Origin of the sequence: Gimesia aquarii, from assembly GCF_007748195.1 — a bacterium.
GTDB classification, from domain to species: domain Bacteria; phylum Planctomycetota; class Planctomycetia; order Planctomycetales; family Planctomycetaceae; genus Gimesia; species Gimesia aquarii.
Genome location: NZ_CP037920.1, coordinates 4,503,375 through 4,528,920, shown reverse-complemented (window position 1 = coordinate 4,528,920; position 25,546 = coordinate 4,503,375). Strand labels below are relative to the sequence as shown.

The following is a 25,546-nucleotide window of genomic DNA, read 5'->3' as shown; positions in this document are numbered from 1 at the left end:
CGTATCACCAATAAAGAAAGTTCTGGGAAAGTTTTAGCATTGGAACCTAAGCCTGCCTGACTAGGCAGGACTTATTTCGGCGTGAGAACAATTTTGGTCCCCTCAATAGCATATGATACATTGAGAGTCCTAAAAAGTGAGTCAAAAAATGTCCCTGCGCTAGCATCCTTAACAGAGATATCAATCAGCTGGTTGAGATCAATGCTTGCTTCTTGCAGCTGTTTCGCGTTGTAATGAAATTCGATTCCAGATGCTTCCAGTTTGTTCATGATAGCCAGAATGGGGGCCTTTTTGACGCGTAGGGTAAATTTTCGTCGTTGAATGGGAACGGCATTGATTGTTTGAGGTTTTGTTTTGTTGATTGCAGCCCTTGGATTTAAATGTTGCTCAATCTCTTCATGAACTTCTGCCGTAGTTCTGATAGATACTGTCTTTTCGGCCCTTCTGATCTCAATGTCTGGGAAACGTTCTTTCAGTTGATTGATTAAAATGGCTACTGATTTTGCGCGTGGTGTATATGATTTTGTAATCGTGACAGAAGCAGGAATGGGAATGAGTTCAATTTGTGTTTCCTGCCCGTTCCATCGATATGTCAAATTAAGCTGGATTAGTAGTAGTGATAGTCCTTCAGTTACATTGACCGACGTAAAGGTGCTGTGACTCCACAGATCATGGGGGATCAGATCCTGGTTTTTAGCTGTTATCTGATATGCTTCTGTGATTTGTTCCAGAATTTCAGAAGGTTGATCGAGGTCCTGGTAGTGGAACGTTTTTCTTTGGGAGAGCAAAAGAAAACGTCTTTTTAAGCGGGGATGAGATTCAGTAAGATCAACGAGTTCTTGTTTTCTTATCTCGAGCAGAGTTTTTAAATTCGAGACTGCTTTTTCAGGACCAATATAAACATTACTGCCAACGAGCACTGTTTTTGCATGAGCCTGAGACGCTAAATTTTTCAGCCCCTGCTCCAAAGTCAGATTTTGTATATCCAGTTTCAACTTCAAAGACGGATCAATTCTCCGGTCAAGGATGATTGAGATGTTTTGTGTGCTACGTATGCGCTGGATTATCGAGCGAATTTCAACGTTCGACCAGGATGCCGAAAAAGTCTTGGTCAAACCCTTTCGAAAGTTACGATTGGTTAAGTAATTCGGTGCCTCTCGATTCAGGCTGGCATTTGAGTTTTCCAATGAAGTCATGGCGATTATTGATCTAATTGGTCCAATTCCACTGGAAAAAAGGAGCAGTAAAAACAAAAACCACCAATTTCGATGTTGTCGGTACATTTTCACAAAACAGATCTTTCAGTTTTAATAGCGATCTAGCCATTTTTATAGCAGGAAAACACGAATCAAGTGCTGGAGTGTTGCTGGTGTCCATGATAACATATGAGAAGCGTCCTTTCCCGTAATACTTTATCTTTCAAGTATGTGAAAATGTAGATCTAAAGAGAGTTATTGCTTTATGCAGAAAATACAGGCTGTCGGAATCGATTTGGGAACAACTTATTCCTGCATCGCTCATCTGAATGAGCATGGTGAACCGGTTACGATTCCCAACCAGGAAGGGGAATTATCTACTCCCTCTGTGGCTATGTTTGATGGTGCTGAGGTGATCGTTGGAACAGAGGCACTCCGACATGCGATCGTAAATCCCCTCAATGTCGTACAACATGCGAAACGTTTTCTTGGTAAACCGGATTTTCAATGGGAGATCGACGGTCGGTATTTTACTCCAAAAGATATCTCTGCCTTTATTTTAAAAAAGCTACTTGCGGCAGCGAACGAACGTCTTGGGTCTGTTGAATCAGCAGTCATTACCGTTCCCGCTCAATTCAGTGATGTGCAGCGTCAAGAAACAATTAACGCAGCCTTACAAGCAGGGCTAAAACAAGTTGATTTGATTAATGAACCAGTGGCAGCTTCTTTATGCTATGTTTTGGGATCTGAAGGGATGTGGTTTGCAGAGCTTGCTGAAGAACAGCGGATTCTTGTTTACGATTTGGGAGGCGGTACATTCGATCTTTCTTTGGTAAAGTACCAAAAAGATGAAGTGAATGTCATTGCCAGTGGTGGTGATTTAAAATTAGGGGGAATTGACTGGAACAGCAAATTACAGGCAACAATCGCAGAACAATTCGTGAATGAATTTGGAGTGAACCCCTCTAATGATCCTGAAAGTCTCCAGTATCTCGCGAATGAAGTCGAACAGGCGAAACGGAGTCTTACAGTCAGGCCTAAAACAACTTTGGCCTGTCAGGTTGGATCAAAGCGGAAAACTTATCAGATTACCCAGTCTCAATTTGAACTACTCACCAAAGAATTAGTTAGTCGAACGACTGCGATTACCAAAGCACTGTTAAAAGATAATGGCATGGGGTGGGCTCATGTCGATGTGGTCCTGACGACTGGTGGTTCATCTCGCATGCCCATGATTCGAGATGCCCTCAAAAAATCGAGTGGAACAACTCGCAACCTTTCGCTGCCCCCAGACCAATCGATCGCGCATGGTGCGGCTTATTATGCGGGAATGTTGTTGAGCAATCGTGAATATGCCGAGTCCATATTGACGACTGAAGCTGCCAGTCGTCTGGCAAAGATCAAACAACACAGTGTGAATGCCCGGTCATTAGGTTTTCTCGTGCGAGACCAGCAGGGACAGCAACGCATACCTCATTATCTCCTCCCGGCAAATTCAAAGCTGCCTGCATCAGTGAAGCATACTTATGGAACAGTATCAGCAAACCAGAGACGAGTTCACCTGAAATTAATTGAAAGCGGTGCTTCTCAGGATGAGCCATTTGTCGTATTAGGAAATTGCGTAATCGAAGGTTTGCCTGCCGATTTACCCGTTGATTCGAAAATCGAAGTTTTAATGGAATACGATGCAGAAGCCCGCGTTCATGTTTCCGCGAGAGATCTTGCCAGTGGGAAAGCGGCTGAGATAGAAATTACTCGTGAACAGAACATATTACAGACAACGTCAGAGAACAGTCAACAAATTACTGAAACTCAAGATGAAGTGCAGCTTGAGCAAAGTAATATGCTGGAAGGAATTCTGGATCAGGCTGAACCAGTGGTAAAACAGACTGAGAATAAAAGAGAGTTGCCCGATACACCTGTTGTTTCCAAAAAGAATCAACAGGTGGCTCGTGGACTTGATAGCTCGGAGCGACCCGTTGCGTTATGTAATCAATGTGGCGATCCTCAGCAGGGACCGCCAGGATCTAATTGTTCTGCTCCTGAAAAACATTCTCAAGGTTTATTGTCTTCGCGAACAACTCCCAAACTGAAAAAGAAAAAAAGCAAGAAACAAGTCCCCAAAAAAGGACAACGCAGTTCCTCCTCATTGAACCAGACACAACAAGCTTCATCAAAAAGATCGAGTAAGACTCAAGCAAGTTCTCAAAGGCAAAAAAAATCGAAGTCTCAACCGAAGCCGACTAGTCAATTAGATGCAGCGGAGAGCGAATTTTGGGACTTGTTAGAGGATGCTTAAAACACATTATTGCTTCTACGATGAATTCTCTGCAATATATTTAGGATTTAAACTCTAGATGAAAATTGAACGGATTGAGTTATTTCATGTTGCCATGCCGCTCATCTATCCCTGGCGAACTGCGTATGGTGAAGATGCAGCGATTCATTCAGTATTATGTCATATGACGAGTGGATCAGTAGAAGGTTGGGGAGAAAGTACACCTTTGGCTGCGCCTTGTTATAGCCCTGAATGGGCCGGTGGTGTCTTTCATACGGTTTCTGAATGGCTGGCACCAGCAGTGATTGGCCAAGAGATCGACAGTGGCGAAGATTTGCAGAAAAAATTGTCTCTCTATAAAGGAAATCCATTTGCCAAAGCAGCTTTGGATAATGCCTGGTGGAGTTTGCATAGTCGAAAGAAAGATGTTCCGCTACATGTTGCGTTAGGCGCCACGAGAAACGAAGTCCCGGTAGGAGCTGATTTCGGAGTCATGGATCATCTGGATGATTTGATCGAAGAAGTCGGAACTGCCGTAGAACAAAACTTTCCGCGGATTAAACTTAAGTTTCGTCCCGGATGGGATATTCCCATGCTCAAAGCAGTTCGCTCTTCTTTTCCAGATGCAACGTTTCACATCGATTGTAATAGTGGATATCGAATTCAAGATACCGCGTTATTTCAAGCGATCGATGAATTTGAACTGGCAATGATTGAGCAACCTTTACAGCACGATGATCTAACGGATCATGCTCAGCTTCAGAAAATCATCAAAACCCCCGTTTGTCTGGACGAAAGCATTACTCACCCTCGTCGTGCTCAGCAGGCAGTCACATTGAAAAGTTGTCGTTATGTTAATATCAAGCCCGGGCGTGTTGGGGGGCTTACGAATGCGGTGAAAATCCATGATTTATGTCAAGAAGCAGATATTCCTTGTTGGGTGGGTGGGATGCTGGAAAGTGCAACTGGCGCTTCCCATTGTACTGCGTTGGCGATGTTGGATAATTTCACTTATCCCGCAGACATTTTTCCCAGTGAAAAATATTACCATGAAGAGCTTGCCGAATTTCCATTGAGGTTGTCAAACATGGCTGGAGAAATTCCCGGTGTCGAAGCGTTTGAGCAATTGCCTGATCCCGATTTAAGGCGATTAGAGTCCCTGACGATTCAGCGGAAAGTGATCAAATCCTAGGAGGTAATCTCCAGCAGAACGAAGGGGTCACTTGTTTAGAAAATTCAGTTAAAAATATGAAGAATTCAACTGAATGATGCTTATGAAATCAGAATTAAGAAAAAATTTCAATAAATTAGCTTTATTGGGGAATAACAAGGTGTTTTTCAGCATCTTTACTACATAGAGAGTTAGGTTATGTCCTTACAGAACCATACTACCTCCGAAGAACTTGCCCTGTTGGTGGATCAATACTACCAGCTGCTCTTCCGATATGCATATCGTTTATCGGGTGATAGAGCAGATGCAGAAGACCTTACCCAACAGACCTATTTGGTAGCTCAGAAAAAACTGTCTCAACTTCGTGATATGAGTTTAGCCCGCTCTTGGCTTTGCACAATTTTGCGAAATTTATTTTTGAAAAAGATCACAAAAAAAATTACTCCAGTAGCACTTAGCCAGACGTTTGATCTTCCTTCTGAAGAAAAAATGATGCCCGAATTAACTTCAACGGAGTTACAATGTGCTCTTAAAAATTTGCCAGAAGATTTTCGAGTTCCGTTATTGATGTTTTATTTTGAAGAGAAGACTTACAAAGAAATCGCCACTGAACTCTCGATTCCACTTGGAACGGTCATGAGCCGTCTTGCGAGGGCGAAATCATTTTTACAAGAGCGCTTTTCATCGCTTTCTAAAGAAGAGACAACAATCCATTCATAGAATTATTTGCGGTTTTCTTCTTACGTGGTTATATGGAACGATTATGAATTTTTCAGAGCCATCTAAATCATCAGAACATTCTGATCAAGGGGAACAGCCGGGCGATGCGGCTTTTCACGACCAGCTCAAATCTGTACTTCTTGACGTTGAAGTTCCTGATGGGTTAAAAGATTCTATTCTGGATTCACTTGTTCAATCTAATGAAAATGTTTTGATAAGTGATCAGCCTGCCATTTCCCCACGGAAATCGTTTCTTAAAAAGCCGGGTGTCCTTGCTGGACTTTCAGCTTGTTTGGTATTTGCGGCAATGCTGGTTTCTTTTTTTGTTGCTCAAGGGCCGGTCATTGATTTATCTGAGTTCAGTCCGAAGTTAAATCTGGATCGTCGTTTTTTGTCTCGATTTGATAATAATTTTTCTGAGCGTCTGCCGACTCAAGGAGGTTGGCGTTTCAAAGGTCGTTTAAACTTTACCCCCAATTCTTATGGCGTTTTTGTAGATCAATCATCGGCTCATGAACCCAAATCACCGGTCCATGACACTGTGGTTCGTTTTTTCACACTTAATACTGGGAAAGCCCAGCCTGTTTATGGGGCAATACTGCAGGTGCCCGCCAGGCGAGTGACTCCGTTGCCTTCGCATACTTATTTTGATCCTGGAAATGTCGAGTACTCTCAGCTCAAAAAAGGAAATTATGCGACAGTAAAATGGATTGAAGACGATCAGGTTTATATCTGCATTGTTTTTGGTGGCGCACGTGAATTGGAAGCTTTGGGACGAGCTTTACAAGCCGCTTCTGCTTGATATTTCCCTCGGAACCAGTTCTACTAATACAAACAAGCATGTGTTATTCGTAGTTGGTTTCATATTCAAAGGGGCTATCATGCATCTTCTGCTTCGGTTCTGTCTATCAATCGTGGGTCTGTTCGTTTTGTCACATACTCCCTGTCTTGCTGCGAGTTTCGTTTATATTTCTCTCGGTGGAGAAAAGAAAATCGCAGTTTATCAAATGGATGAAAAGGATGGCGATTTAACTCATATTGAAGATGTGAAGCTTGAAGGTGCTCCAGGTTGTCTGGAGGTAGATCCTGAAAAGAAATATTTGTTTGCCTCAGTGAGATCGGCAAAGAAATTTAACAGTTATTCTATAAATCCCCAAAATGGTAAGCTCAAGAAAATTTCATCCGTTCCAGCGGGGGGGAATGCAGCCTACATCGCGAGTGACAGAAATGGGGACTACCTGTTTTCTGCTTATTATGGCGAAGGTAAAGTTGCCGTTCATCAATTGTCTAAAAACGGTGAAATTTCTACTGAAATTCTGCAGACGATTCCAACTGACAAAAAAGCTCACGCGATCTTACCAGACCAATCGAATCAATTTGTTTTCGTGCCTCATACTGGTCCGAATGCCATATACCAATTCATACTCAATGAAAAGACGGGTATGTTGAAGGCGAATAAAAAGCCACTGGTTCAAGCGGCAGAAGGATTAGAGCCAAGACATCTTGCTGTCTCAAAGGATAATCGATTTATCTATTTTGATAATGAAAAGGGAAGCTCTGTATCAGCCTATAGGCTGGATTCAAAAAAGGGAACTCTCACTCCCTTTCAAACCATTTCTACTCTACCGAAAGGATATGAGGGGAAAAACACTTGTGCGGACATCGAGCTTTCACCTTCAGGCAAGTATTTGTATGCCTCCAATCGAGGTCATAACAGCATTGCCTGTTACGAGGTAGATCTGAAGTCAGGGCGATTGAAGTCTTTAGGGCAGGAGCCAACGGAAGATACTCCTCGTTCGTTTAATATTGATCCGTCGGGTAGATACCTCTACGCCGCTGGTCAGAAGAATGGCAAGCTTGCCGCTTATCGAATTTCGCCTAAAACAGGAAAATTGAAACGGTTTGCGACCTATGATGTGGGAAAATCTCCTTCTTGGGTTGAGATAGTAAAAGTTCCCTAGACCGCAGTTTCTTGAAAGAAATAGTTACTTATTTGCTATTTTAATTGAAATTGCTCAGATCTTTTGATTTTTGAACCGATGAATCATGAGTAACGTTTCCGATTCATAGGCGAAGTCTGCGCAGTGCTATTTGTTCTACTTTGTCGTCGTCTTGTAAAATCAATCTTATGAAGAGAGAGGCTAACGATGCGCTCTTCTGTTTTTATTCTGATGGTTCTGTCTTTATTTTTTCTGTCAGCGCCAATTTTCGGCCAAGAGCAGAAATCGACTTCTGGTTTTCAGGCGAAGAAAAACAAACAGCTTACGATTTCAGAAAAATCAACCGCTAGTTCGTCCAGAAATAGTCTTAAGAAAGTCGATCAGAGGATGACAGCAAGCCAAAAATTAATTCATCAAAGAGCGCTTGCTCGCGCTGAACAACGCCTTCGGAGAATCAATACACGCAAGGCGATGGGAATTTCATTGAGCCGACCTAACGTTAGCAATAGCCTGTTTCCGTCAACGGTAGAAGTAATGCAACCTGCCCCTAATTTCTTCTATAATCCATCTCGTTTCTTTTACGGTTATTGGTACGGGCCTTAGAGAAACAATTAAGTAATTGGATATTTCTACAGGAATCAGAACTTGATTTAAAATTTGGTGAAAAGAGTACTCCCCAACTCGCCACAGTTTCAGATGCCAAACAAGTGATTAACTCTTTGGGGGAAGAGATTGTACAAACTTGACAGCCTGATTCACCCAATATTTCAGGTCAGCATCATCTTCAAAGCCAGGGCGCTCGACATAGATCATGCTCTTTATCGGCTTTCCGGTAAAATCCATTTCACGAGTGAAAGACTCTTCTAACGCTTTCGCAGCATTTTTTTCGCCCAATCGCAGCATCAATTCCTTATGTGTGATACCACAACACATATTTCCATGCAGCATAAAACACATACCACCAAACATCTTTCGTTGGGAAAACCCTTTTCGGCGTTTCAGTAATTGGTGAACGCGTTGGGCGAGTGCTTCGTCATAAGCCATCGTAGAACCAGTACAAAAAGAGATGTCATTTCAGCCACAACTCTAAAAAGTAGCTTTTCCTGAGCTTGTAGGGTAGTCATCAGACGGATGAATTCCAAGCTAAGGCCTTTTGAAGATCAGCCATTTAACGCGTAGCGACTGCTAGCCCAGGCAATCAGTGAAATATCTAAATTGTATTTATTTTCTTAGAAATTCTGAACAAATCAACTAGATTTGATATTCTAATAAGAGTGTTCATTCAGCATTTGAAAATAAGAAAGTTTTGCAAAGCATGTTTTGGTTAAGAGTCATTAGCGGCATATGTCTATTAGAGATAAGTGTGAGTTCTGCTGTTTTATTTAGTCAGAACCCGATAGATTCTGATATGGGGATCGTATCAGAGAATGTCAATGTTCAAAAGACGTTTCAATCACTCAGCCGACCTGGTTTACAGAATGTGTTCCAAATTGATGATCGGATTTACTCTGGGAGCGCTCCTAAAGGTAAAAAAGGGTTTGAGGTTTTGAAGAAAATGGGGATCAAGACGATCGTCAGTGTAGATGGAGTAACACCAAAATTAAAATTGGCAAAAGAGACTGGGATCAACTATGTTCATATTCCCATAGGCTATGATGGAATTTCTCATGAAGCTGGATTAGCGTTTGCTCGGGTGTCCAGAGATCTTCAAGGCTCGATCTATATTCATTGCCATCATGGACGTCATCGAGGTCCTGCTGCGGCTGCGATAGTCGGGCTCTGTCGAGGCAGCTTTGATAAGAAGCAAGCTTTTCTCTTTTTGGAGCAAGCAGGAACCAGTAAAGCGTATGCCGGTCTCTGGAGAGATATCGGGGGATTTCAAGTTCCTGCTCCCAATATAAAACTACCTAAATTAGTTGCGAGTGCGAAAGTTGATCCGATGGTGACGGCGATGGTCAATATCAACTACCAGTTTGAGCAGTTGGAATTACTGAGTGCAAGTGAGTCTCCAGATGAAAAAGAAACATTGCAAATCATCTTACTCTTGCAGGAAGGGTTCCATGAAACATCACGGAAGTATGCCAGTGATTATGACGAAACCTTTAAAAAATGGTTGAATGAATCTGAAGCACATTTTAAAAGGCTGGGAACAGAAATTCGAAAAGGAGACCAGGAACAGATCGTTTCCAGATTGAAGTCACTGAAATCACAGTGCAAACGTTGCCATCAGAAATATCGTGATTGAGATATCGCCTATTCAAGCTCATTCCAGACTAATTGCACTTTAATCCCTGCCTGTTTGTTTGCGCGGGGAAGTACTTGATCTGAAGTCAATTTCATTTGAAACGTGTTATTCATTTTTTCCATATGTGCGAGAGCTCTTGGAGCAAACTGAAAGATTACTTCCGTATTCACTTGTTGAATCAAATTTGCCGGATCTGTTTTGCTTGGGTTTTCCAGTCGAAAATAGCACTCATATACTGCTGTTGGTTGTTTTTGAATCCATTCATCGAGCGAAACATGGAGATTGTTTTTGTCCATGACACCATCAAGTTTCTCCCAGGATTTCAGATGATGAGAGACATAAACTGTGGGAACTGGCACTGGCGATTCCAATTTTAAATTCAGTGAACCTTTCAAAAAAACATAGGGCCATTTGAGATGCCACTGGCGATGCTCTGGACTTGTCTGTTTCAGATTTCGGACTACTCTAACTGTTCGTTTTAAAGTTCCATTACCAACGATAGGAGCCTTAGGAACACCAGCAGAGCCTTTTTGATGAATGAATTCAGCGTTTGTATATCGAAATTCAACTTGATCAAGAGGTTCCAGAGAAGGAGCTACGACGGTATTTTTGATTTGAGGTCGTTTTTTATAAACGCGATTGTTGCCTGTTGAGGTATAGAGCTGGGCAATGAGGGCTGATGGGCTCCCAATTGGATCTTGAGGTGTTTTTGTAATTAACTCCGGGTGTTGTGAAAGTTCTTCGACGCCAGCAATCACTCCCTGTTGATTTCGATAGAACACCTGGTGATCTGGATCAAACATATGCCAACGGCCATCATAAAATGTTTCTCCCACAACGTGGCCTCCAAGACCCCATACACGTGATTGCAAACCCGCTTTGTTGGCTAACACCGAGAAATTTGTTGCACAATCGTCACAGAAGCCGTAGCCGTAAACATTCAGAAATTTTACAGGATCGTGTAATTCATCTCCTGACTCTGCTGGTGTATGGTGGTATCGCCAATCGACCAAAAATTTCCATATAGCGAGTGATTTCTCTTCCGAGCTCATACCAGGCTTCAAAATACTAGCTAACATCGTTTCTTGGCTGGTCAGGTCGGGCGATCCTTTGCGTTTCCAGGACGGTGAAACCCTGGTTTGACTGTCCTGGTTTTTCCAGACGATTTTGATAGGTTGTGGTCTTCTTTGAGAAATGGAAGGAAATCTGATTTCTGATTGAGACTCTGTAAGATTAAACGAGGATTGTTTTTGATTATAAGATTCTGTACTGATTAGCTCATATTTTTTACCATTGGTACGAGGATCAGAAGAATCACTGGTTGAAAAATACAAAGTGTTGGATGTCCAATGACTATAGTGTCCCCTGCCCTGTTCCCGAATCAGTTTGTGACGTGCATGTGGATGCGGTAATGGCATTCCATCTTCTAACAAAATACATTTTGAAGAAGATTTTCGGTCTGCCGCACGAGGGATCGACAAGCGGGCAATATAACTAAATCCTTGATCGGCTGTAATTTTTTCAGGAGCAATCACCTCGCTAATCTGTTCTGATTTGGTTATGGAACGGATTTTGGGATGAATGATATCCGTGACGTTGTTTTGAGGTTGTTTGAGCTCATTTGCTGATAAGCTGGAGAATTGAGCTATAGAAAACATGAGAATACTTAATAACGAAAGTGGTAGTATATGTTTCATAATGAACTCTTGTGAGAGGCAGCGGGAAAAACCTCAAAAAATAGTATTAAGCTGTTGTTAATGATATCAGTATTAGGTGATAATGCATTCTAATTTCCAATTTATTAATAGGTTTGCTTATGCGGTTTCAATCTTTGAATGTGCTTATTTATTCGCTGATAATTCTTACTCTCAGTATTGAGCTAGGTGCTGAAGAAAAGGTTGTAAGAAAACGTTCTGACCCCAGCAAAATTGATTCGCCGTGGGATGATCTGCTTGCAGGAATCAATTCTCCCGAAGAGTGGATAGAACATAAAAAGGAAATCAGGAAACAGTATTTAAAGCTAATCCGTGACGAGTTCAAACCTAAAAAGCCTGCTTTAGAATTACAATTTCATGATACGGTGATTGTCGATGGAGTCTATCGTAGACAGCTGATTAGTTATCAGGTTGAAAAGGATGAACGAGCACACGCCTTTTTGGGAGTACCCTTGAACCTCCGGGGACCAGCACCTGCGATTGTGGCTTTACACGGTACCTATGCTTATGGAAAAAAACGAGCAGCCGGGTTGATTGATAATCCCGATAAAGCATATCTGGATCATTTATGTCGCAGAGGCTATGTCGTTATCGCACCAGATCATTTTGTCGCCGGCCATCGAATCCCCCAAGAGGGACCTTATGATACGACTGCTTTTTACAAAAAACATCCCCAGTGGACGGCTGTGGGAAAATTCACTTATGAGCACTCAATTGCGATTGATGTTTTGGAATCTTTGAAAGAAGTGAATCCCGATAAAATTGGTGCACTTGGTCATTCATTGGGTGGTCATGGTACGATGTTCTTAGCCGCTTATGATGAACGGGTTCAAGCGGCAGCCGGCAACTGTAGTGCTTCTTTTTTTCGCCAAAATTCAAAGGTTGAGGCGTGGTCTCGCGATCGGTGGTATGTTTATTTTAAACATATTCGGCCGGGTTTATTAGAAGGAGAATTGCCTCCTATTGACTTTCATGAAATCATGGCATTAATTGCTCCACGCGCCTTTCTCGATCTTTCCGGATTAAATGATGGAGATCCTCTGACTCAAAGACAGCGAGTGCTGATGTTGTTAAAAGTCATGGATGTTTATGAACTGGAAAAGGCCCCACAGAACTTTGCATTTTACGTACATGGAAAAGGACACTCGGTTGCTCATGAATCAAGAGAATTGATGTATGGTTGGATGGATACACATTTGAAACCAAGATCAGTCACGAAAACAACACTGGTAATTCCATAACGCTGCGTTTATTATCACTACAACATTCAGAGCTACTTGAGTCGTCATTCGAAAAGAGGAGTTAGATGGAACTACTAATTATCAGGCATGGAAAAGCTGAAAATGCAGGTGTTGTTCCCGGAGGTGATGCGGCAAGACCATTATCAGAATACGGCAGCCAACAGTTTAGAAAAGTGGCTCATTGGATTGGCGAACATCAGAGTGCTCCTGAGTTGATTCTGCACAGTCCTTTAGTAAGAACAACTCAGACTGCACAGATTTTACAAGATGTTGTGGAGTTGAATGATGAATTGTGTTATCCACAAAACTGGCTGGGGTTTGGATTGAACTTGGAATCATTGATTTCATTCGTCCGGTCTTCCGAATTTGAGAGAATTGCAATTATCGCTCATATGCCGGATGTGGCTCGATGTACTGCTGATTTAATCGGGGGTGGTTCGATTATATTTAAGCCTGGAAATGTCGCTTGTATTAAATTTGATACAATGATCGGTATTGGACTAGGCAGTTTAAAATGGCACCTGAGTGCACCGCTTTTTTAATATTAATCATCTAAAAAATGATGCGATGATATTTCAAGGTGAAAACTCACGTTCTGCTTGCTGAAAGTAATTCTAATAACTTGTCATCTGTAAGACTGCTGGCAATATAATTTGCAGAACTAAAGTCACCGTAATCGCTGTGTTCATGTGGTATTGATACAACATGAGCGCCTGCACTCACACCAGATTTCGTGCCGGTTTCGCTATCTTCCAGTACTAACATTCGCTCTGGCCCCACCCCTAATTTCTGAGCCGTCGTCAGGTAAATTTCAGGATGAGGTTTTCCATGAGTCACATCTTCAGCAGTTAAAGTAATTTGAAAGCGATGCATCAAGTCAAATTGCGTGAGTAATGTCTCTAGATGCTGACGTGGTGAAGATGTTGCCACTCCTTTGGGGATATCCAACTCATCGAGATAATCTAGTAATTCAAACAGTCCCTGCATCGGTTTCAAGTGCTGATCCAGAAGTGAATAAAATATTTCCTGACTTTCTACCCAAAGCTCATGGGGATCCTCTGGTTCATTCAAATGACTGGAAAGATGTTGGAACCCTTCCAATGCGCGGCGTCCCATCATGCCATGCAAGATCTCAGAAGTCATTTTTTTACCGCGACGCTGTAGTAACGCATCTCCCGATAGAAAAAAAACATGCTCTGTATTAAACATTAATCCGTCCAGATCAAAGGCAACAGCCTGGATGGGTACTGTATGAGACATATTGTAACTCTTTAAAAAAACAATAAGACTGTACTATTTCTGGAAGTAGAATAGTCTTTCAACGAATGGGGATCAACTAAGTAAATCAAATTGGAGGTTTTTGATTTCGATAACTGAGATCCAGGATTTCCATGGGGTGCGCAACCCAGAGTGGTTTGTGAGCCTGACGCAGTTGTGAATCAATTTGGAGCGTGCAGCCTACATTACCGCTGATCACAACATCAGCCTTCGTATCAAGAATGTTTTTCAATTTTCGTTGGCCAAGTTGATCTGCCATTTCAGGTTGTGTCAGGTTATAGCTTCCCGCCGCACCACAACAGATGGTTGATTCATTTAGAGGAGCCAGTGTTAATCCTGGAACTAATTCAAGCAGTTTTCTTGGTTGATTTTGTACTTTCTGTGCATGTACCAGATGGCATGCATCGTGATAGGTGGCTCGGATTGGTATTTCGCCTTGAGGAGGAACTGGTCCTAATTCAAACAAAAACTCTGAAACATCCCGGAATTTTGTGGCCAATTGTTTGAGTTTTTCAACCTGCTCTTGGGGGACACCTTCGATTTCATCAACGATATGTCCGTAATCTTTGAGCATCGCACCACAGCCGGCTACATTGACAATGATGGCATCTAATGCATCTAAGTCAAACGCCGCAAGATTCTGTAAAGCAAATTTGAGAGCTGCCTGATCTGATCCACTGTGATAATGGATGGCACCGCAACAAGTTTGATTTCGGGGAACAAGAACTTCACAGCCATTTTCTTGTAAGACACGGACTGTGGCGCGATTCACATGGCTATACATTCCCTCCGAAACGCAGCCTGTAAAGAAAGCGACACGAGCTCGTTGGGTACCTTTTGCGGGTAATATTTCTGGTAAGGCAGCTTCAACAGGTTGGAGTCGAGGCAAAAGATTGTGCATGCGACGTAATTTTTGAGGTAACAAATAAGTCAATTTTAAAGAATCGATCAATTTATCGACCATCAAAAATTGCATGATGCGCGCAGGTAATAACGCCCAGCGAATGCGATTGGGATAAGGAAAAAGCCGATAGAGAATCCAACGGTGAAACCAGTCGCTTTCCGGGCCTGTTCCTGCAGCTGATTCCATTTTATGAATATCGACTCGAAATGGTTCGATCAAACGACCGTATTGCACACCTGAGGGGCAAGCTGTCTCACAACTACGACAGTCCAGACATAAATCAAGATGCCCTCGTACGGAATCAGTAAGTTCAATGCGTTGATCTACCACGGCCCGCATTAGATAAATACGCCCGCGAGGGCTGTCGTTTTCATTTCCCGTTTCTAAATAAGTAGGACAGGCAGCGGTACATAATCCACAATGAATACAGTCCAGAAATTTTTCATATGGTATTTCAGAACCTGGAACTTGTTCTGAATCTTTCGAAGTCGCGGTCGAATTCACTAGAGAAGTATCGGGTGTCATTGATTAACTCGTATGAGATGATTCGTTCGATGAAATAATTTTTAGTTAGACAGTGTTATTTTGTTGCTCACGTTTCAACCAGTTCTGCGAATCGTCTTGAATTTAAAAGTTGATGTGGGTCAAACGCATTTTTCATTTCCCGCATGATCGACCATCCAGGAGGAGATGAACAGAACAAGGGAAGCGCCTCTGCCCATTCTGATTCACATTGATAAATAGTCAGATACCCTGTTTGGAGAGAAGGTTCTTTTTTTAATCGGTTTAAAATATGCTTTACATCTTCTAGTGAGCTGGCTGAGTCTGGTAAATGGCCGAAAACAATGCCATCTGCCGCATGCGCTTGGACAGCAATGTTTAACTCTGTTGCCGCTTCCACAAATTTCAGCATTTGTGAAGGAAGTACTACTGCCTTAAGAGTTACGGGGTCGTCTGATGAAGTCTGGTATTCTACAAATGCATTATAGAGTCTGGTTGCATGGTCCGAATCAACAATTTGAGCGCTCAGGGGAGAGAACTCTTTCCACTCTTCGATGATTTTGTTCGTTTGCCAGTGAACTTCGTTATTTGAACCTTCGTAACTAATACAAATGACATCGTTCTCACAGGGAAGCTCAAAGCGTGATTCTGCTGCGATTTGTCTGGCTGCTTTACTGTTACAATATTCGATTGCAGTGGGGCGCGTTCCTGAAGTTGTCAATGCTTCCAGAGCACGATCAATTTTCTGGTAGGAATCAAAAGTAAACCAGACCATGGAGAGAGTCTCCGGCTTGGGACGCAAGTTCAGAGAGACCTGGCTGATGATGGCTAATGATCCGAGAGATCCGACCAGCATTTTTTTCAGATCATAGCCGGCCACATTTTTGACTACCCTGCCCCCTGATTTGAATAGATTTCCAGTTCCATCGACGGCTGATGTGCCAATGACGTAGTCGCGGATTGTTCCGTATGAAAAACGTTTAGGGCCACTTGTGTTAGTGGCGATGATCCCTCCCAGTGTGGCTCGGTTGGACTGAGGAACATCAACGGGGAGACGCTGTCCTTCTGCGGAGACGATTTCATTGAGATGATCAATTCGCATACCTGCTTCCACGGTAATTGTCATATCTCGTACTGGATAATCAATAACGCGATTCAATTGGGATGTACACACCTGAATGCCGGACAGGCTGGAAGCACAACATACTGATAGCGAGGTACGACCGCCAACAGGAAAAATCTGTTTTTGAGACGTTGCCGCATTGTCCGTCATGAATCTGCTTAATTCAGTTTGCGATGCGGGAATGAACTCTTCGAGAGAGTCAGATTGTGTGGACGACATAGAACAGCTTTCAGTAGCCTTTTATAAATATTCGTTTTACAGTTCAAATTGAATCTAGAATTAGCTTTAAATTCAATGCGGTGCATGTCGAGCAGGGTGAGACTGTTTCACAGTTGATTTTTCATCAGATTGAATTGGTGGTAGAACTTTATCGCGACTACAAATTTGTCGGGGATTAAAAATATTCCGCACAGATTCCATTGCATCCAAATCTGTTTGATTGAAGATACGGCTCATAAAATTGATTTTTTCAACACCGATACCATGTTCTCCGGTGACACTCCCGCCGAGTTCCAGGCACTTTTCCAGAATCTCTTCACTTGCCTCTAGAACTTTTTGGATTTGCTCTTGATCTCGTTCATCGAACAAGAGAATCGGATGCACGTTCCCATCTCCTGCATGAAAAACATTGACGATTTTTAAACCATAGCGTTTACTGGTTTCCTCAATAAATTCGAGAATTTCCGGAAGTCGTGTTCGTGGAACAACACCATCTTGCGTGCAGTAGCTAGGACTCAGACGACCAATGGCTCCAAAAGCCTGCTTACGGCTTTTCCAGATGAGGAGCCGTTCTTCGGGAGTGTCTGCTCTTTGAATTTCGCGAACGTTACAGGCATTACAGATGTCCAATATTTGTCGTACTTCTTCATCCAACGCAATTTCGAGACCATCAACTTCAATAAGTAAAACGGCTCCTGCGTCAAGGGGGAAGCCAAAGTGGAACGCCTCTTCCACGGCTTCGATAATTCCCTGGTCCATCATTTCCAAGGCAGAAGGGATAATGCCTGCTGCAATCATTTCGGAGATCGCACGTGTCGCGTCTGCAATTGTTTGAAACACCGCCAACATGGTGCGGTGCGATTCGGGATCACGAGTGAGCCTTACGATCGCTTTGGTACAAATTCCAAATGTACCCTCATTCCCAACGTAGAGGCCATGTAGATCATAACCGGGAACTTCTGCTGTAGGTCCACCGAGTTCAATGATAGAACCATCTGGTAAAACTGCCTCCAGACCAAGAACATGATTTGTCGTGACACCATATTTTAAAGTGTGAGGTCCGCCTGAATTGGTGGCAATGTTCCCGCCTATCGTACAGGCACCCTGGCTGGAAGGATCTGGAGCATAGTGATATCCCGTTCCTTTAAGTGCATTTGTCAGATGCAAATTGACCATTCCAGGTTCAACAATGGCGTAACGGTCTCTCAGGTTGATTTCCAGAATTTGCTTCATACGAGTCAAAACAATCATGACTCCTCCGCCAATTGGGAGGCAGCCTCCGGAAAGGCTGGTTCCAGCACCTCTTGCTAGGAATGGAACATTGTATTGATTGCATAGCTTGACTATTTTCGAAACCTGTTCAGTTGAAGTGGGGAAAACAACGATGTCAGGCGCATTTTTGTCGACGATATATCCATCGCACTCATAGACAAGTAATTCTTGTGCATCGTACAAGACCCCCTCTTTACCAACAGTTTCTGTTAACTGTTGAACCAGAGAGGAAAAATCAGAACTTCCCTTTTTCAACTCAGCCAATAAAGGAGTTTTTTGAGTGATCGTCTGGCTGGTTTGTTCAACCATTGCTGTGGGATACTTTCATTTAGACTGAAAGATATATTTGAGACTCTTAGGCACATTTTAGAACAAATTGTATGTAAGAATCAATTCTCTGATTACCGCTTCATACAATTCAGATCGTTTAAATTGTGACAATGGTGAGATAAGCGAGGCATTGTCATTTAGATTATCCGAAATTCATTTTTTATTGACCCAAATGGGGCTGGACCAGGCCATTTCCCCATTTGACTGAATTACACGGACATAGTACCAATCGTCCTGTTTGCCCTCTCCAGTATCTTCCAGTTCAAACTCAGTTTCCCATTGATCATGAAATACAATTCGATGCAGCATCGCTGATTCCCAGGGAAACGGGCGAGTAAATAACATCTCATTGCTAACAGCAAGATCGGCGAAAGTCTGTGACAATTGGCATTCACCCGGTTCGATACAGGAGATCGAGACTTTTGTGCTTGCATCTCCCTTGATGCGCATCACAACTGCTTTTTGAGACCAGTCATCCACTTGTTGCTTAAGCGCCGTAAATGATTGAATTTTCAACTTGTGAGCCGATTGTTCCAGGATTTGATCGCGTCGAAATTCATCGAGTGGGCCAGTTGTAAAACAGGGTTGAATTTGTTCAATACTTCCCCCGTCAACATTTACCGTGAAATTCCAATCAGCTGTGCCTCCCCAGCCTAAAGCAGGCCAAGGCCCCCAGCCATATTCAAATCTCAAGACAACAGGCTTTTCCCAGGAGTGGTTGTCTGGTTCATTGTCTACTGGAAAATTACGATGAATCACACGTCCATTTTTGAGAACTTCGACTCGATCGATGACGTCCCAGCCACGAACATGGACTTTGAGTTGACGTTGATCTGTAAACGGTAGCTCTTGTCCCATTATTTGATCGTTTAGAAAAAAGTCGAGTTCAATCCGATCTCCAGAGACAGCATAGGTGCGCCGGTTACGTATTGCATCAAAGATTGCAGGTCGGGTCAATTCAGTAGCTTTGACTGCGGCAAGACCTTCGCGGTAACCACCTGGGTGTCCCAAGTGATCGTCAGTGCTAGCAATCACTCCTAATCGATAACCCTGGTTTAGATAATATTGCAATGTGTGTTTTGTCCAACGACCTCCCTCTGTATGTCGTTTATATGGGAAAGGGGCACGATCATGCTCAGCACATCCCCATTCAGAATGGATTTCCAGAACTGGTGAAACGTCTGGTGCCAATTTTCTGGCATCAAATCCTCTATGACCAAGACGATTGGCTGGATGATGTGGAATCAGTAGACAGCCTCTTTGTCTGGCGAAGGCTTGCAGTTCCACCAAATCTTCAATCAGTTCATAGTCACCATCCATGTCTGGATAGAGAATATGATAGTCCCCTTCTTCAGTTCCATGCCGCTCATAACCCAGGATTGTGACGAACTCTCCAGGGCGATCAAATTGTTTTGCTAATTCGACAACTTCAGGCCAGCGAGAACGAGCAATGTGAAATCCGTTTCTCCACTTATGCGTGATTTTTCCATCATACTCTTCAACATCAGGCCAGTAAGAATGAGGCGTGAATGCATAAAAATCCAAATGATTTCGAGCAATTTCAAAAGAGCGATCCAGAGAGCCCAGTGCATAACCTACTTGGTTGTGGTTATGAAGATCACCAAAAAAATTTCGGTAGTTCAATTCCATCTTCCTGCAATCTAAAGTTGGAAAAGAGGGTAAAACTAATTTTTATAGAGCGTGATCTACTACGGTAACGTTATCAGAATTTATTCGATACCGAATTGCGAGTAAAAAACTGAATTGTTTTCACAACTTCTAAAACAGAGCTTGCCAGAAGCGGAGTGAAATACTTGAATTTAATCGAGTAGTGCAGAATTCGTTTTTGATTAAGGGGGTGAGGGCTTATGTAACCGTAATAAAAATTGAATGTCGTTCAATTTCTCTTTGGTAGTAGAAATGGAAGACATCAGAAAGAGGACGCTTGTGTCTATCTTTTCAAACGGTTTCCAGAGTGGCCAAGTAATTGAAATTCTTTACAGGATCGCTCGGATTTTTTCGAGAAACTCTTTGTTCGTGGGGAATTTTTTGAGCGTGCTACTGAGCTGTTCCATCGCTTCGACAGGATTTAATGAAATTAAACTTCGGCGAAGCATTGTGACACCATCCATAACCTCTGGATCGAGGATTTTTTCTTCACGCCGTGTACCCGAAAGTGTAATGTCGATAGCAGGGAATATGCGACGGTCGGAGAGATCCCGACTGAGAACCATCTCCATATTGCCAGTCCCTTTAAATTCCTGGAAAATTACTTCATCCATGCGACTACCGGTGTCAATCAGTGCTGTTCCTAAAACAGTTAGAGAGCCACCTTCATCAAATCGTCGTGCTGTTCCGAACATCTTTTTAGGAATGTCCATCGCTTTGACATCCAGACCACCGCTCATGGTACGGCCTGTATTTCCGACCCATTTATTGAACGCCCGCGCTGTTCGAGTAATACTATCCAGAAGGATGAATGCATCTTCTCCAGCTTCAGCCAGGCGTTTACCACGCTCAAAAATAAGCTGGCTTGTACGAACATGACTTTCGACGTCTCGGTCCATTGAAGATGAGATGACCTCGCCTCTAATAGAGCGTTCCATCTCTGTGACTTCTTCTGGTCGTTCGTCGATCAATAAGACCATCAAGCGGATTTCAGGATGGTTTTTACTGACCGCCTCTGCGATGTCTTGTAACAACATCGTTTTTCCGGTTCGCGGTGGAGCAACAACGAGTGCCCTTTGCCCTTTTCCGATTGGCGTAAGCAGGTCCATGACGCGCATCGTAATTGGCATGGCACCAGTTTCAAGTTTAATTTGCTCGAAGGGGTTGATAGGGGTCAACTCATCGAAGGGCTTAATTTCCATATACTGTTCAACGGTTCGACCATCAATTGATTCAATGCTTTTGAGACGTGGCCCTTGCCCTCTGGTGCCTGGACCAACTTCTCCTCGAATCAAGATGCCTTCACGCAGATTGTGTTTTTCAATAAGAGAGCTGGAAACAAATGCATCTGAGTCTTGTGCTTTGTAGTTTGCCTTCGGGTCTCGAATAAAACCGTAAGCTTTAGGGTGCAGTTCAAGAACCCCTTCGATCGTTCCTGAGATGTTTTCATTGGCTGCAGAAGAGGTAGAACGAGGACGTCGGGATTGATTTCTTCCACCATTGCCGGAACGTGATCGGCCCCCTCTATTGTTGCGACCTCGATTGTTATGTCCACCTTGACGACCTTGACCCTGGGGACCGTTGCCTTGGCCAGATCCATCTGATTTTCTTCTTCTTCGCCTTCTCCTTCGATTGCCACCTGTCTTTTCAGATTGGTCAGTCTCTGATTTTTCGGAGTTATTGTCGCCTATCGATTCAGCAGGTGTGTCTGACATATTTTCTGATTCTGTTTCGCTCTTGGATGATCGATAGCTTTCGACAATTTCGAAATTATCTTCTGCTTTACGATGGTATTCATCTTGCAGATCATCGGTTTCATTTTGGTGATGAGTGTCTTCTCCCGAGTGCTCTTCTTTTTTTTGTGTCTTTGTTGTTCTTCGACGTTTGGGTTTGTCTGAAGTTTCAGAACTTTTAGCAGCCATACAGAAAACCAAATCATTCTAAAATAGTAACGAAGTAATTAGTGACACAACTACGGCATGAAAGTATTACGAAGCAACCAATGAAAAAACCAAACTCAAGTCATTGTCAGTATGGAATCTGCAATGATGCTTGAATGCTTTAGGCATACTTCGGAATTAGCCGTCTCTTAACTCAGCGGAAACCTGACAAAGGCCTTACAACGAAATTGGCCTCGTCTTGATCTCATGAAGAAAGATTCACGCAGAGGAATAAGTTGCCCGATATTTGGACTCGACCATCGTGGCCTGTTTATTCCTGTAATTAGGACAATCGCTTATGAAATTTCATAGAGATTTAGCCCCGGCATTGAGAACAGTGAGCTTTAAAAAGCGTGTTGACGAATGCCGCTGATTAGGTGATCGTCTTGCCGATATCCTTTCAGGCAAAAAATATTGTTGTCAAAAACAGATACTTTGAAATTCAATCGTTTCAATCAAGTCCCGTCAACCAATAAATGGTTGCAAATAAGGAACTTTTAAATGTTTTCATTTAATAAGTGGTTTGGCTTTCCTGATGATTTAATCATCAGCTCTGGTCCAACTGAAATTAATAAATGGGAACAGATAACATTCACTATATTTACTATTTATTCGCACAAAACTTCAAGCCAGCAATATACTATTACGAATGTGAAGTTAAATTGCAGTATGCAACCTCAATCGGTCGCAATTTGTTTAACTTTTGGAATATCCCTTAGCGTATTTACAGAAGAGAAAATCATTTCAAGAATGTCAGACTCCTAAATGCTCTCAGGAGTGATGCTGTTGAGAAAAAATGCCCCGCTGGAAACGACTCAACTTACTTTAAAAGCCAATTTGGTTACCAGTGATATTAAATACTGGTTAATGAAAATGATCTCAAAAGCGGGTGAGATCCTCATTTGAAAAAACGGCTCACTAGAGATCCTTTATTTTGTAATATTTATCAAAACAATCTCATAGCGTCAATACTAATAATAGCTCAAGCACGTTGTACTTTTATAATAGCTTATATTTATAAGATGTCAATTCACTAAAATGATTCGATCAGATATTTTGTTCAGGCCGTGTGTTTTACTCTATTATCAAAGAATATTTGAATTACTACGGAATTTAGCAATAACTGAGTCAATAAGCTAAATAAAAGGTTAAAAATGAGTTTCAAATTATGGCTCCAAATCATTAGGAAGGCCAGAGGGAAAAGTACGTTGGATATAATCTTTGATGCGTTCGATACGATTCCCTGGATCAGGATGGGTACTGAATATTTCTGGTTGTCTACCTGCTCCTGCTGAACGCTTTAGAATATCCATTACACCAATCATTGCGTAAGGATCGTAGCCCGACATTACCAGTAATTTGACTCCCCAGCGGTCGGATTCCAGTTCATCACTTCTTCCATATTTCATATTAACTAAAGATCCAACCATTTGAGCCATTCGGGCGCTGTTAATATCACCTCCAGCCACACCAGCGGCACCTGCCAGTCCCTGAGTTAATTCCTGTTTTGCCATTTGTTGGGCTCCATGTCTAGACAGGACGTGTCCGATTTCGTGGCCGAGTACACCTGCCAATTGCCCTTCCGATTCAAGCTGTTGGTAAAGAGCGGCTGTGATAAAAATTTGACCTCCTGGCAAAGCGAATGCATTAATAACCTGGTCATCATTCAGAAGGTGGAAGTCAAACTGATAAGGATTCTGACGTCCTGCTTTTTGTAGCGATTGATTTAAGTTTTGAAGCAGACGATTCCCAACTCGATCGACGTTCGCTTGTGCCATTTGGTCTGGATGTTCTCCATGGTGTCGACTCATAATCGTGGGTAGCGCCTGCAGGCCCAGTGCAATTTCTTGCTGTTCTGTGAGTGCGACGATTTGATTTTCCCCTGTAATTTCATTGATGTCGCTCTTCATCATATAGGAAATGAAAGCAAACAGTGCGATTCCTGCTGCAATCACCAGGCGCATTTTCAACGATGAATTCCTTGAGCCGTGAGTGCTACGGATATATCGTGGCATGATTCTGAAGTCCTTGTGTATCCGAATACTGTTTAGATTAGGTATTACTTCACGCGGAATCGGAGTAATCTTTTAATATTCTAGTCCTGATGGGAACTCGGTCAATCTTCCTTATTAGCTGGAATTTTGTCGAATATTGTAGTTTCTTTTTCTTTGTTAATTAATTGAATCCGTGCTAACAATCATCTGGATAGGAATTGCGAGAAGTCAGATGATCATGCATCATGGTTTAAAGAGTGAATATTCCATTTCCTGCTTATCCCTAATCTATGAGATCTAATGATGAATTTTAGATATGCTTTTTTGTTAATCACGCTATTCCTTTTTCCACAACAAGGATTATGGTCCGCTGAGAAACAATCGGATTCAAAACCGAATATTCTTGTGATTTTGTGTGACGATCTGGGTTATGGTGACCTCGCCTGTTATGGGCATCCTCAAATTAAAACACCTCACATAGATCGTTTGGCTTCACAGGGAATGCGATTGACTGACTGCTACGCGAGTGCACCTGTTTGTTCTCCTTCACGTGCCGGGCTACTCACTGGCAGAACTCCTAACCGATTAGGAGTCTATGATTGGATTCCCGAAGGTCATCCGATGCATTTGAAGCAAGACGAAGTTACTATTGCTCAATTGTTACAGAAAGCAGATTATGACACAGCACATGTAGGAAAATGGCACTGTAATGGTTTGTTTAATTCTAAAAAGCAACCGCAACCTGGAGATCATGGATTTCAGCACTGGTTTAGCACACAGAATAACGCCCTGCCCACACATCAAAATCCGAATAACTTTGTACGCAATGGCAAGCCTCTCGGCGAGATAAAAGGTTTTTCCTGTCAGATAGTGGCAGATGAGGGCATTCGTTGGTTGAAAGAATGGAGAGCCGTTGACAAACCGTTTTTTCTTCATGTCTGCTTTCATGAACCTCACGAGCGAGTGGCATCTCCACCCGATCTTGTCAAACAGTATCTCGACACAACCTTATATGAAGATCAGGCACAATATTTTGCGAATGTTGCTAATATGGATGCGGCCGTAGGAAAGTTAATGAAAACCTTGGACGAGTTGAAATTAACCGAAAACACATTGGTCTTTTTTACTTCTGATAATGGGCCGGAGACATTGAACCGTTATGGTAAAGGTTCAAGACGATCATGGGGAACTCCCGGTGTACTCCGAGGGATGAAATTGCACATTTATGAAGGTGGAATCCGAGTGCCTGGCATCATTCGGTGGCCAGGGCGCATAGAGGCAGGTCAAGAGAGTAACGTTCCCGTTTCAAGTGTGGACATGCTACCGACGTTCTGCGAAATGGTTAACATCTCACTTCCGAAAAATCGTGAGTTAGATGGAACGAGTTTGCTACCATTGTTTGCAGGGAATAATGACCTGCAAAGATCAACACCTCTGTTTTGGAATTATTATCGAGCCAATAGCACACCTCGCGTTGCGATGCGCGAAGGGGATTGGAAAGTGGTCGCACATTGGAGTGGCCCCGAAGGAATCCGTCGTTTGGGAAATAATGTCAATTCCATTTCTCAAGAGTACATTAAAAACGCGAAGTTGACTAAGTTTGAGCTTTATAACTTGAAAGAGGATATCAGTGAGCAGCACAATCTAGCCTGGCAGGAGCGGGAACGGCTGAATCACCTGAAAAAGAAATTGAATCAGAAATATAAGGAAGTCCAAAAAGAAGGTCCTGTTTGGGATACGAAGTCATACGAGCAAAGCCGTGAAAAATCGCTATTTAAAGATCAGGCGAAATAGTTCGGTATTGATCACAA

General features: G+C 42.7%; 20 protein-coding genes. 10 read left to right on the top strand and 10 right to left on the bottom strand.

Annotated features, from left to right (window positions below; genetic code table 11):
- Nucleotides 1–71: 71 nt before the first annotated feature.
- Nucleotides 72–1,196, bottom strand: a complete 1,125-nt coding sequence (locus V144x_RS17440) for a hypothetical protein (protein WP_144986539.1) — start codon at nucleotides 1,194–1,196, stop codon at nucleotides 72–74.
- Nucleotides 1,197–1,461: 265 nt separating this feature from the next.
- On the opposite strand from V144x_RS17440, the gene V144x_RS17435 reads away from it, so the two are divergent.
- The 6 genes from V144x_RS17435 to V144x_RS17410 all read left to right on the top strand — a co-directional run bounded on the left by V144x_RS17435 (nucleotide 1,462) and on the right by V144x_RS17410 (nucleotide 7,908).
- Nucleotides 1,462–3,495: an Hsp70 family protein gene (locus V144x_RS17435; protein WP_144986537.1), complete on the top strand. Its 2,034-nt coding sequence runs from the start codon at nucleotides 1,462–1,464 to the stop codon at nucleotides 3,493–3,495.
- A 58-nt stretch (nucleotides 3,496–3,553) separates the two neighbouring features.
- On the top strand, nucleotides 3,554–4,666 hold the full coding sequence (gene menC, locus V144x_RS17430) for an o-succinylbenzoate synthase (RefSeq protein WP_144986535.1): 1,113 nt from the start codon (nucleotides 3,554–3,556) through the stop codon (nucleotides 4,664–4,666).
- Nucleotides 4,667–4,843: 177 nt separating this feature from the next.
- Nucleotides 4,844–5,365 carry an RNA polymerase sigma factor gene (locus V144x_RS17425; protein ID WP_144986533.1) on the top strand — a complete coding sequence of 174 codons (522 nt, stop codon included), beginning with the start codon at nucleotides 4,844–4,846 and terminating at the stop codon, nucleotides 5,363–5,365.
- A gap of 43 nt (nucleotides 5,366–5,408) precedes the next feature.
- Nucleotides 5,409–6,167: a DUF3379 domain-containing protein gene (locus V144x_RS17420; protein WP_144986531.1), complete on the top strand. Its 759-nt coding sequence runs from the start codon at nucleotides 5,409–5,411 to the stop codon at nucleotides 6,165–6,167.
- Entirely contained in the window at nucleotides 6,121–7,326 is a 1,206-nt protein-coding gene (locus V144x_RS17415; protein ID WP_144986530.1) for a lactonase family protein, read from the top strand. The genes V144x_RS17420 and V144x_RS17415 overlap by 47 nt, the downstream gene beginning before the upstream one ends.
- 186 nt (nucleotides 7,327–7,512) lie before the next feature.
- On the top strand, nucleotides 7,513–7,908 hold the full coding sequence (locus V144x_RS17410; RefSeq protein ID WP_144986528.1) for a hypothetical protein: 396 nt from the start codon (nucleotides 7,513–7,515) through the stop codon (nucleotides 7,906–7,908).
- A 108-nt stretch (nucleotides 7,909–8,016) separates the two neighbouring features.
- Here the strand turns inward: V144x_RS17410 and V144x_RS17405 are convergent, their stop codons facing one another.
- Complete coding sequence (locus V144x_RS17405; RefSeq protein WP_144986526.1) at nucleotides 8,017–8,349, bottom strand: TfoX/Sxy family protein; 333 nt, start codon at nucleotides 8,347–8,349, stop codon at nucleotides 8,017–8,019.
- Between the two features lie 319 nt (nucleotides 8,350–8,668).
- On the opposite strand from V144x_RS17405, the gene V144x_RS17400 reads away from it, so the two are divergent.
- Nucleotides 8,669–9,550 (top strand): cytochrome c, encoded by an 882-nt coding sequence (locus V144x_RS17400; RefSeq protein WP_197998484.1) that lies wholly within the window; start codon nucleotides 8,669–8,671, stop codon nucleotides 9,548–9,550.
- Nucleotides 9,551–9,558: 8 nt separating this feature from the next.
- Here V144x_RS17400 and V144x_RS17395 read toward each other — a convergent pair whose 3' ends face one another.
- Entirely contained in the window at nucleotides 9,559–11,247 is a 1,689-nt protein-coding gene (locus V144x_RS17395) for a transglutaminase domain-containing protein (RefSeq protein WP_144986522.1), read from the bottom strand.
- A 119-nt stretch (nucleotides 11,248–11,366) separates the two neighbouring features.
- On the opposite strand from V144x_RS17395, the gene V144x_RS17390 reads away from it, so the two are divergent.
- On the top strand, nucleotides 11,367–12,506 hold the full coding sequence (locus V144x_RS17390) for a dienelactone hydrolase family protein (RefSeq protein WP_144986519.1): 1,140 nt from the start codon (nucleotides 11,367–11,369) through the stop codon (nucleotides 12,504–12,506).
- Nucleotides 12,507–12,571: 65 nt separating this feature from the next.
- Nucleotides 12,572–13,048, top strand: a complete 477-nt coding sequence (gene sixA / locus V144x_RS17385; RefSeq protein WP_144986517.1) for a phosphohistidine phosphatase SixA — start codon at nucleotides 12,572–12,574, stop codon at nucleotides 13,046–13,048.
- 46 nt (nucleotides 13,049–13,094) lie between these two features.
- On the opposite strand, the gene V144x_RS17380 is transcribed toward sixA, so the two are convergent.
- From V144x_RS17380 to V144x_RS17350, 7 genes are all read right to left on the bottom strand, one after another.
- Complete coding sequence (locus V144x_RS17380; protein WP_144986515.1) at nucleotides 13,095–13,766, bottom strand: HAD family hydrolase; 672 nt, start codon at nucleotides 13,764–13,766, stop codon at nucleotides 13,095–13,097.
- 85 nt (nucleotides 13,767–13,851) lie between these two features.
- Nucleotides 13,852–15,213 carry a (Fe-S)-binding protein gene (locus V144x_RS17375; protein ID WP_144986513.1) on the bottom strand — a complete coding sequence of 454 codons (1,362 nt, stop codon included), beginning with the start codon at nucleotides 15,211–15,213 and terminating at the stop codon, nucleotides 13,852–13,854.
- 67 nt (nucleotides 15,214–15,280) lie between these two features.
- Nucleotides 15,281–16,531: an FAD-binding oxidoreductase gene (locus V144x_RS17370; protein WP_144986511.1), complete on the bottom strand. Its 1,251-nt coding sequence runs from the start codon at nucleotides 16,529–16,531 to the stop codon at nucleotides 15,281–15,283.
- A gap of 72 nt (nucleotides 16,532–16,603) precedes the next feature.
- The gene (locus V144x_RS17365) at nucleotides 16,604–18,112 is read right to left on the bottom strand and encodes an FAD-binding oxidoreductase (RefSeq protein WP_144986509.1); all 1,509 of its coding nucleotides are present in this window, start codon (nucleotides 18,110–18,112) and stop codon (nucleotides 16,604–16,606) included.
- Between the two features lie 174 nt (nucleotides 18,113–18,286).
- Nucleotides 18,287–19,777 carry a DUF3604 domain-containing protein gene (locus V144x_RS17360; protein ID WP_197998483.1) on the bottom strand — a complete coding sequence of 497 codons (1,491 nt, stop codon included), beginning with the start codon at nucleotides 19,775–19,777 and terminating at the stop codon, nucleotides 18,287–18,289.
- A 353-nt stretch (nucleotides 19,778–20,130) separates the two neighbouring features.
- Nucleotides 20,131–21,723: a transcription termination factor Rho gene (rho, locus tag V144x_RS17355; RefSeq protein ID WP_144986505.1), complete on the bottom strand. Its 1,593-nt coding sequence runs from the start codon at nucleotides 21,721–21,723 to the stop codon at nucleotides 20,131–20,133.
- 1,184 nt (nucleotides 21,724–22,907) lie between these two features.
- Nucleotides 22,908–23,705, bottom strand: coding sequence for a M48 family metalloprotease (locus tag V144x_RS17350; RefSeq protein ID WP_232102842.1), 798 nt, complete (start codon nucleotides 23,703–23,705; stop codon nucleotides 22,908–22,910).
- A gap of 330 nt (nucleotides 23,706–24,035) precedes the next feature.
- Here V144x_RS17350 and V144x_RS17345 point away from each other — a divergent pair, with 330 nt between their 5' ends.
- Nucleotides 24,036–25,529: a sulfatase gene (locus tag V144x_RS17345; protein ID WP_144986501.1), complete on the top strand. Its 1,494-nt coding sequence runs from the start codon at nucleotides 24,036–24,038 to the stop codon at nucleotides 25,527–25,529.
- The last annotated feature ends 17 nt before the right edge of the window (nucleotides 25,530–25,546 follow it).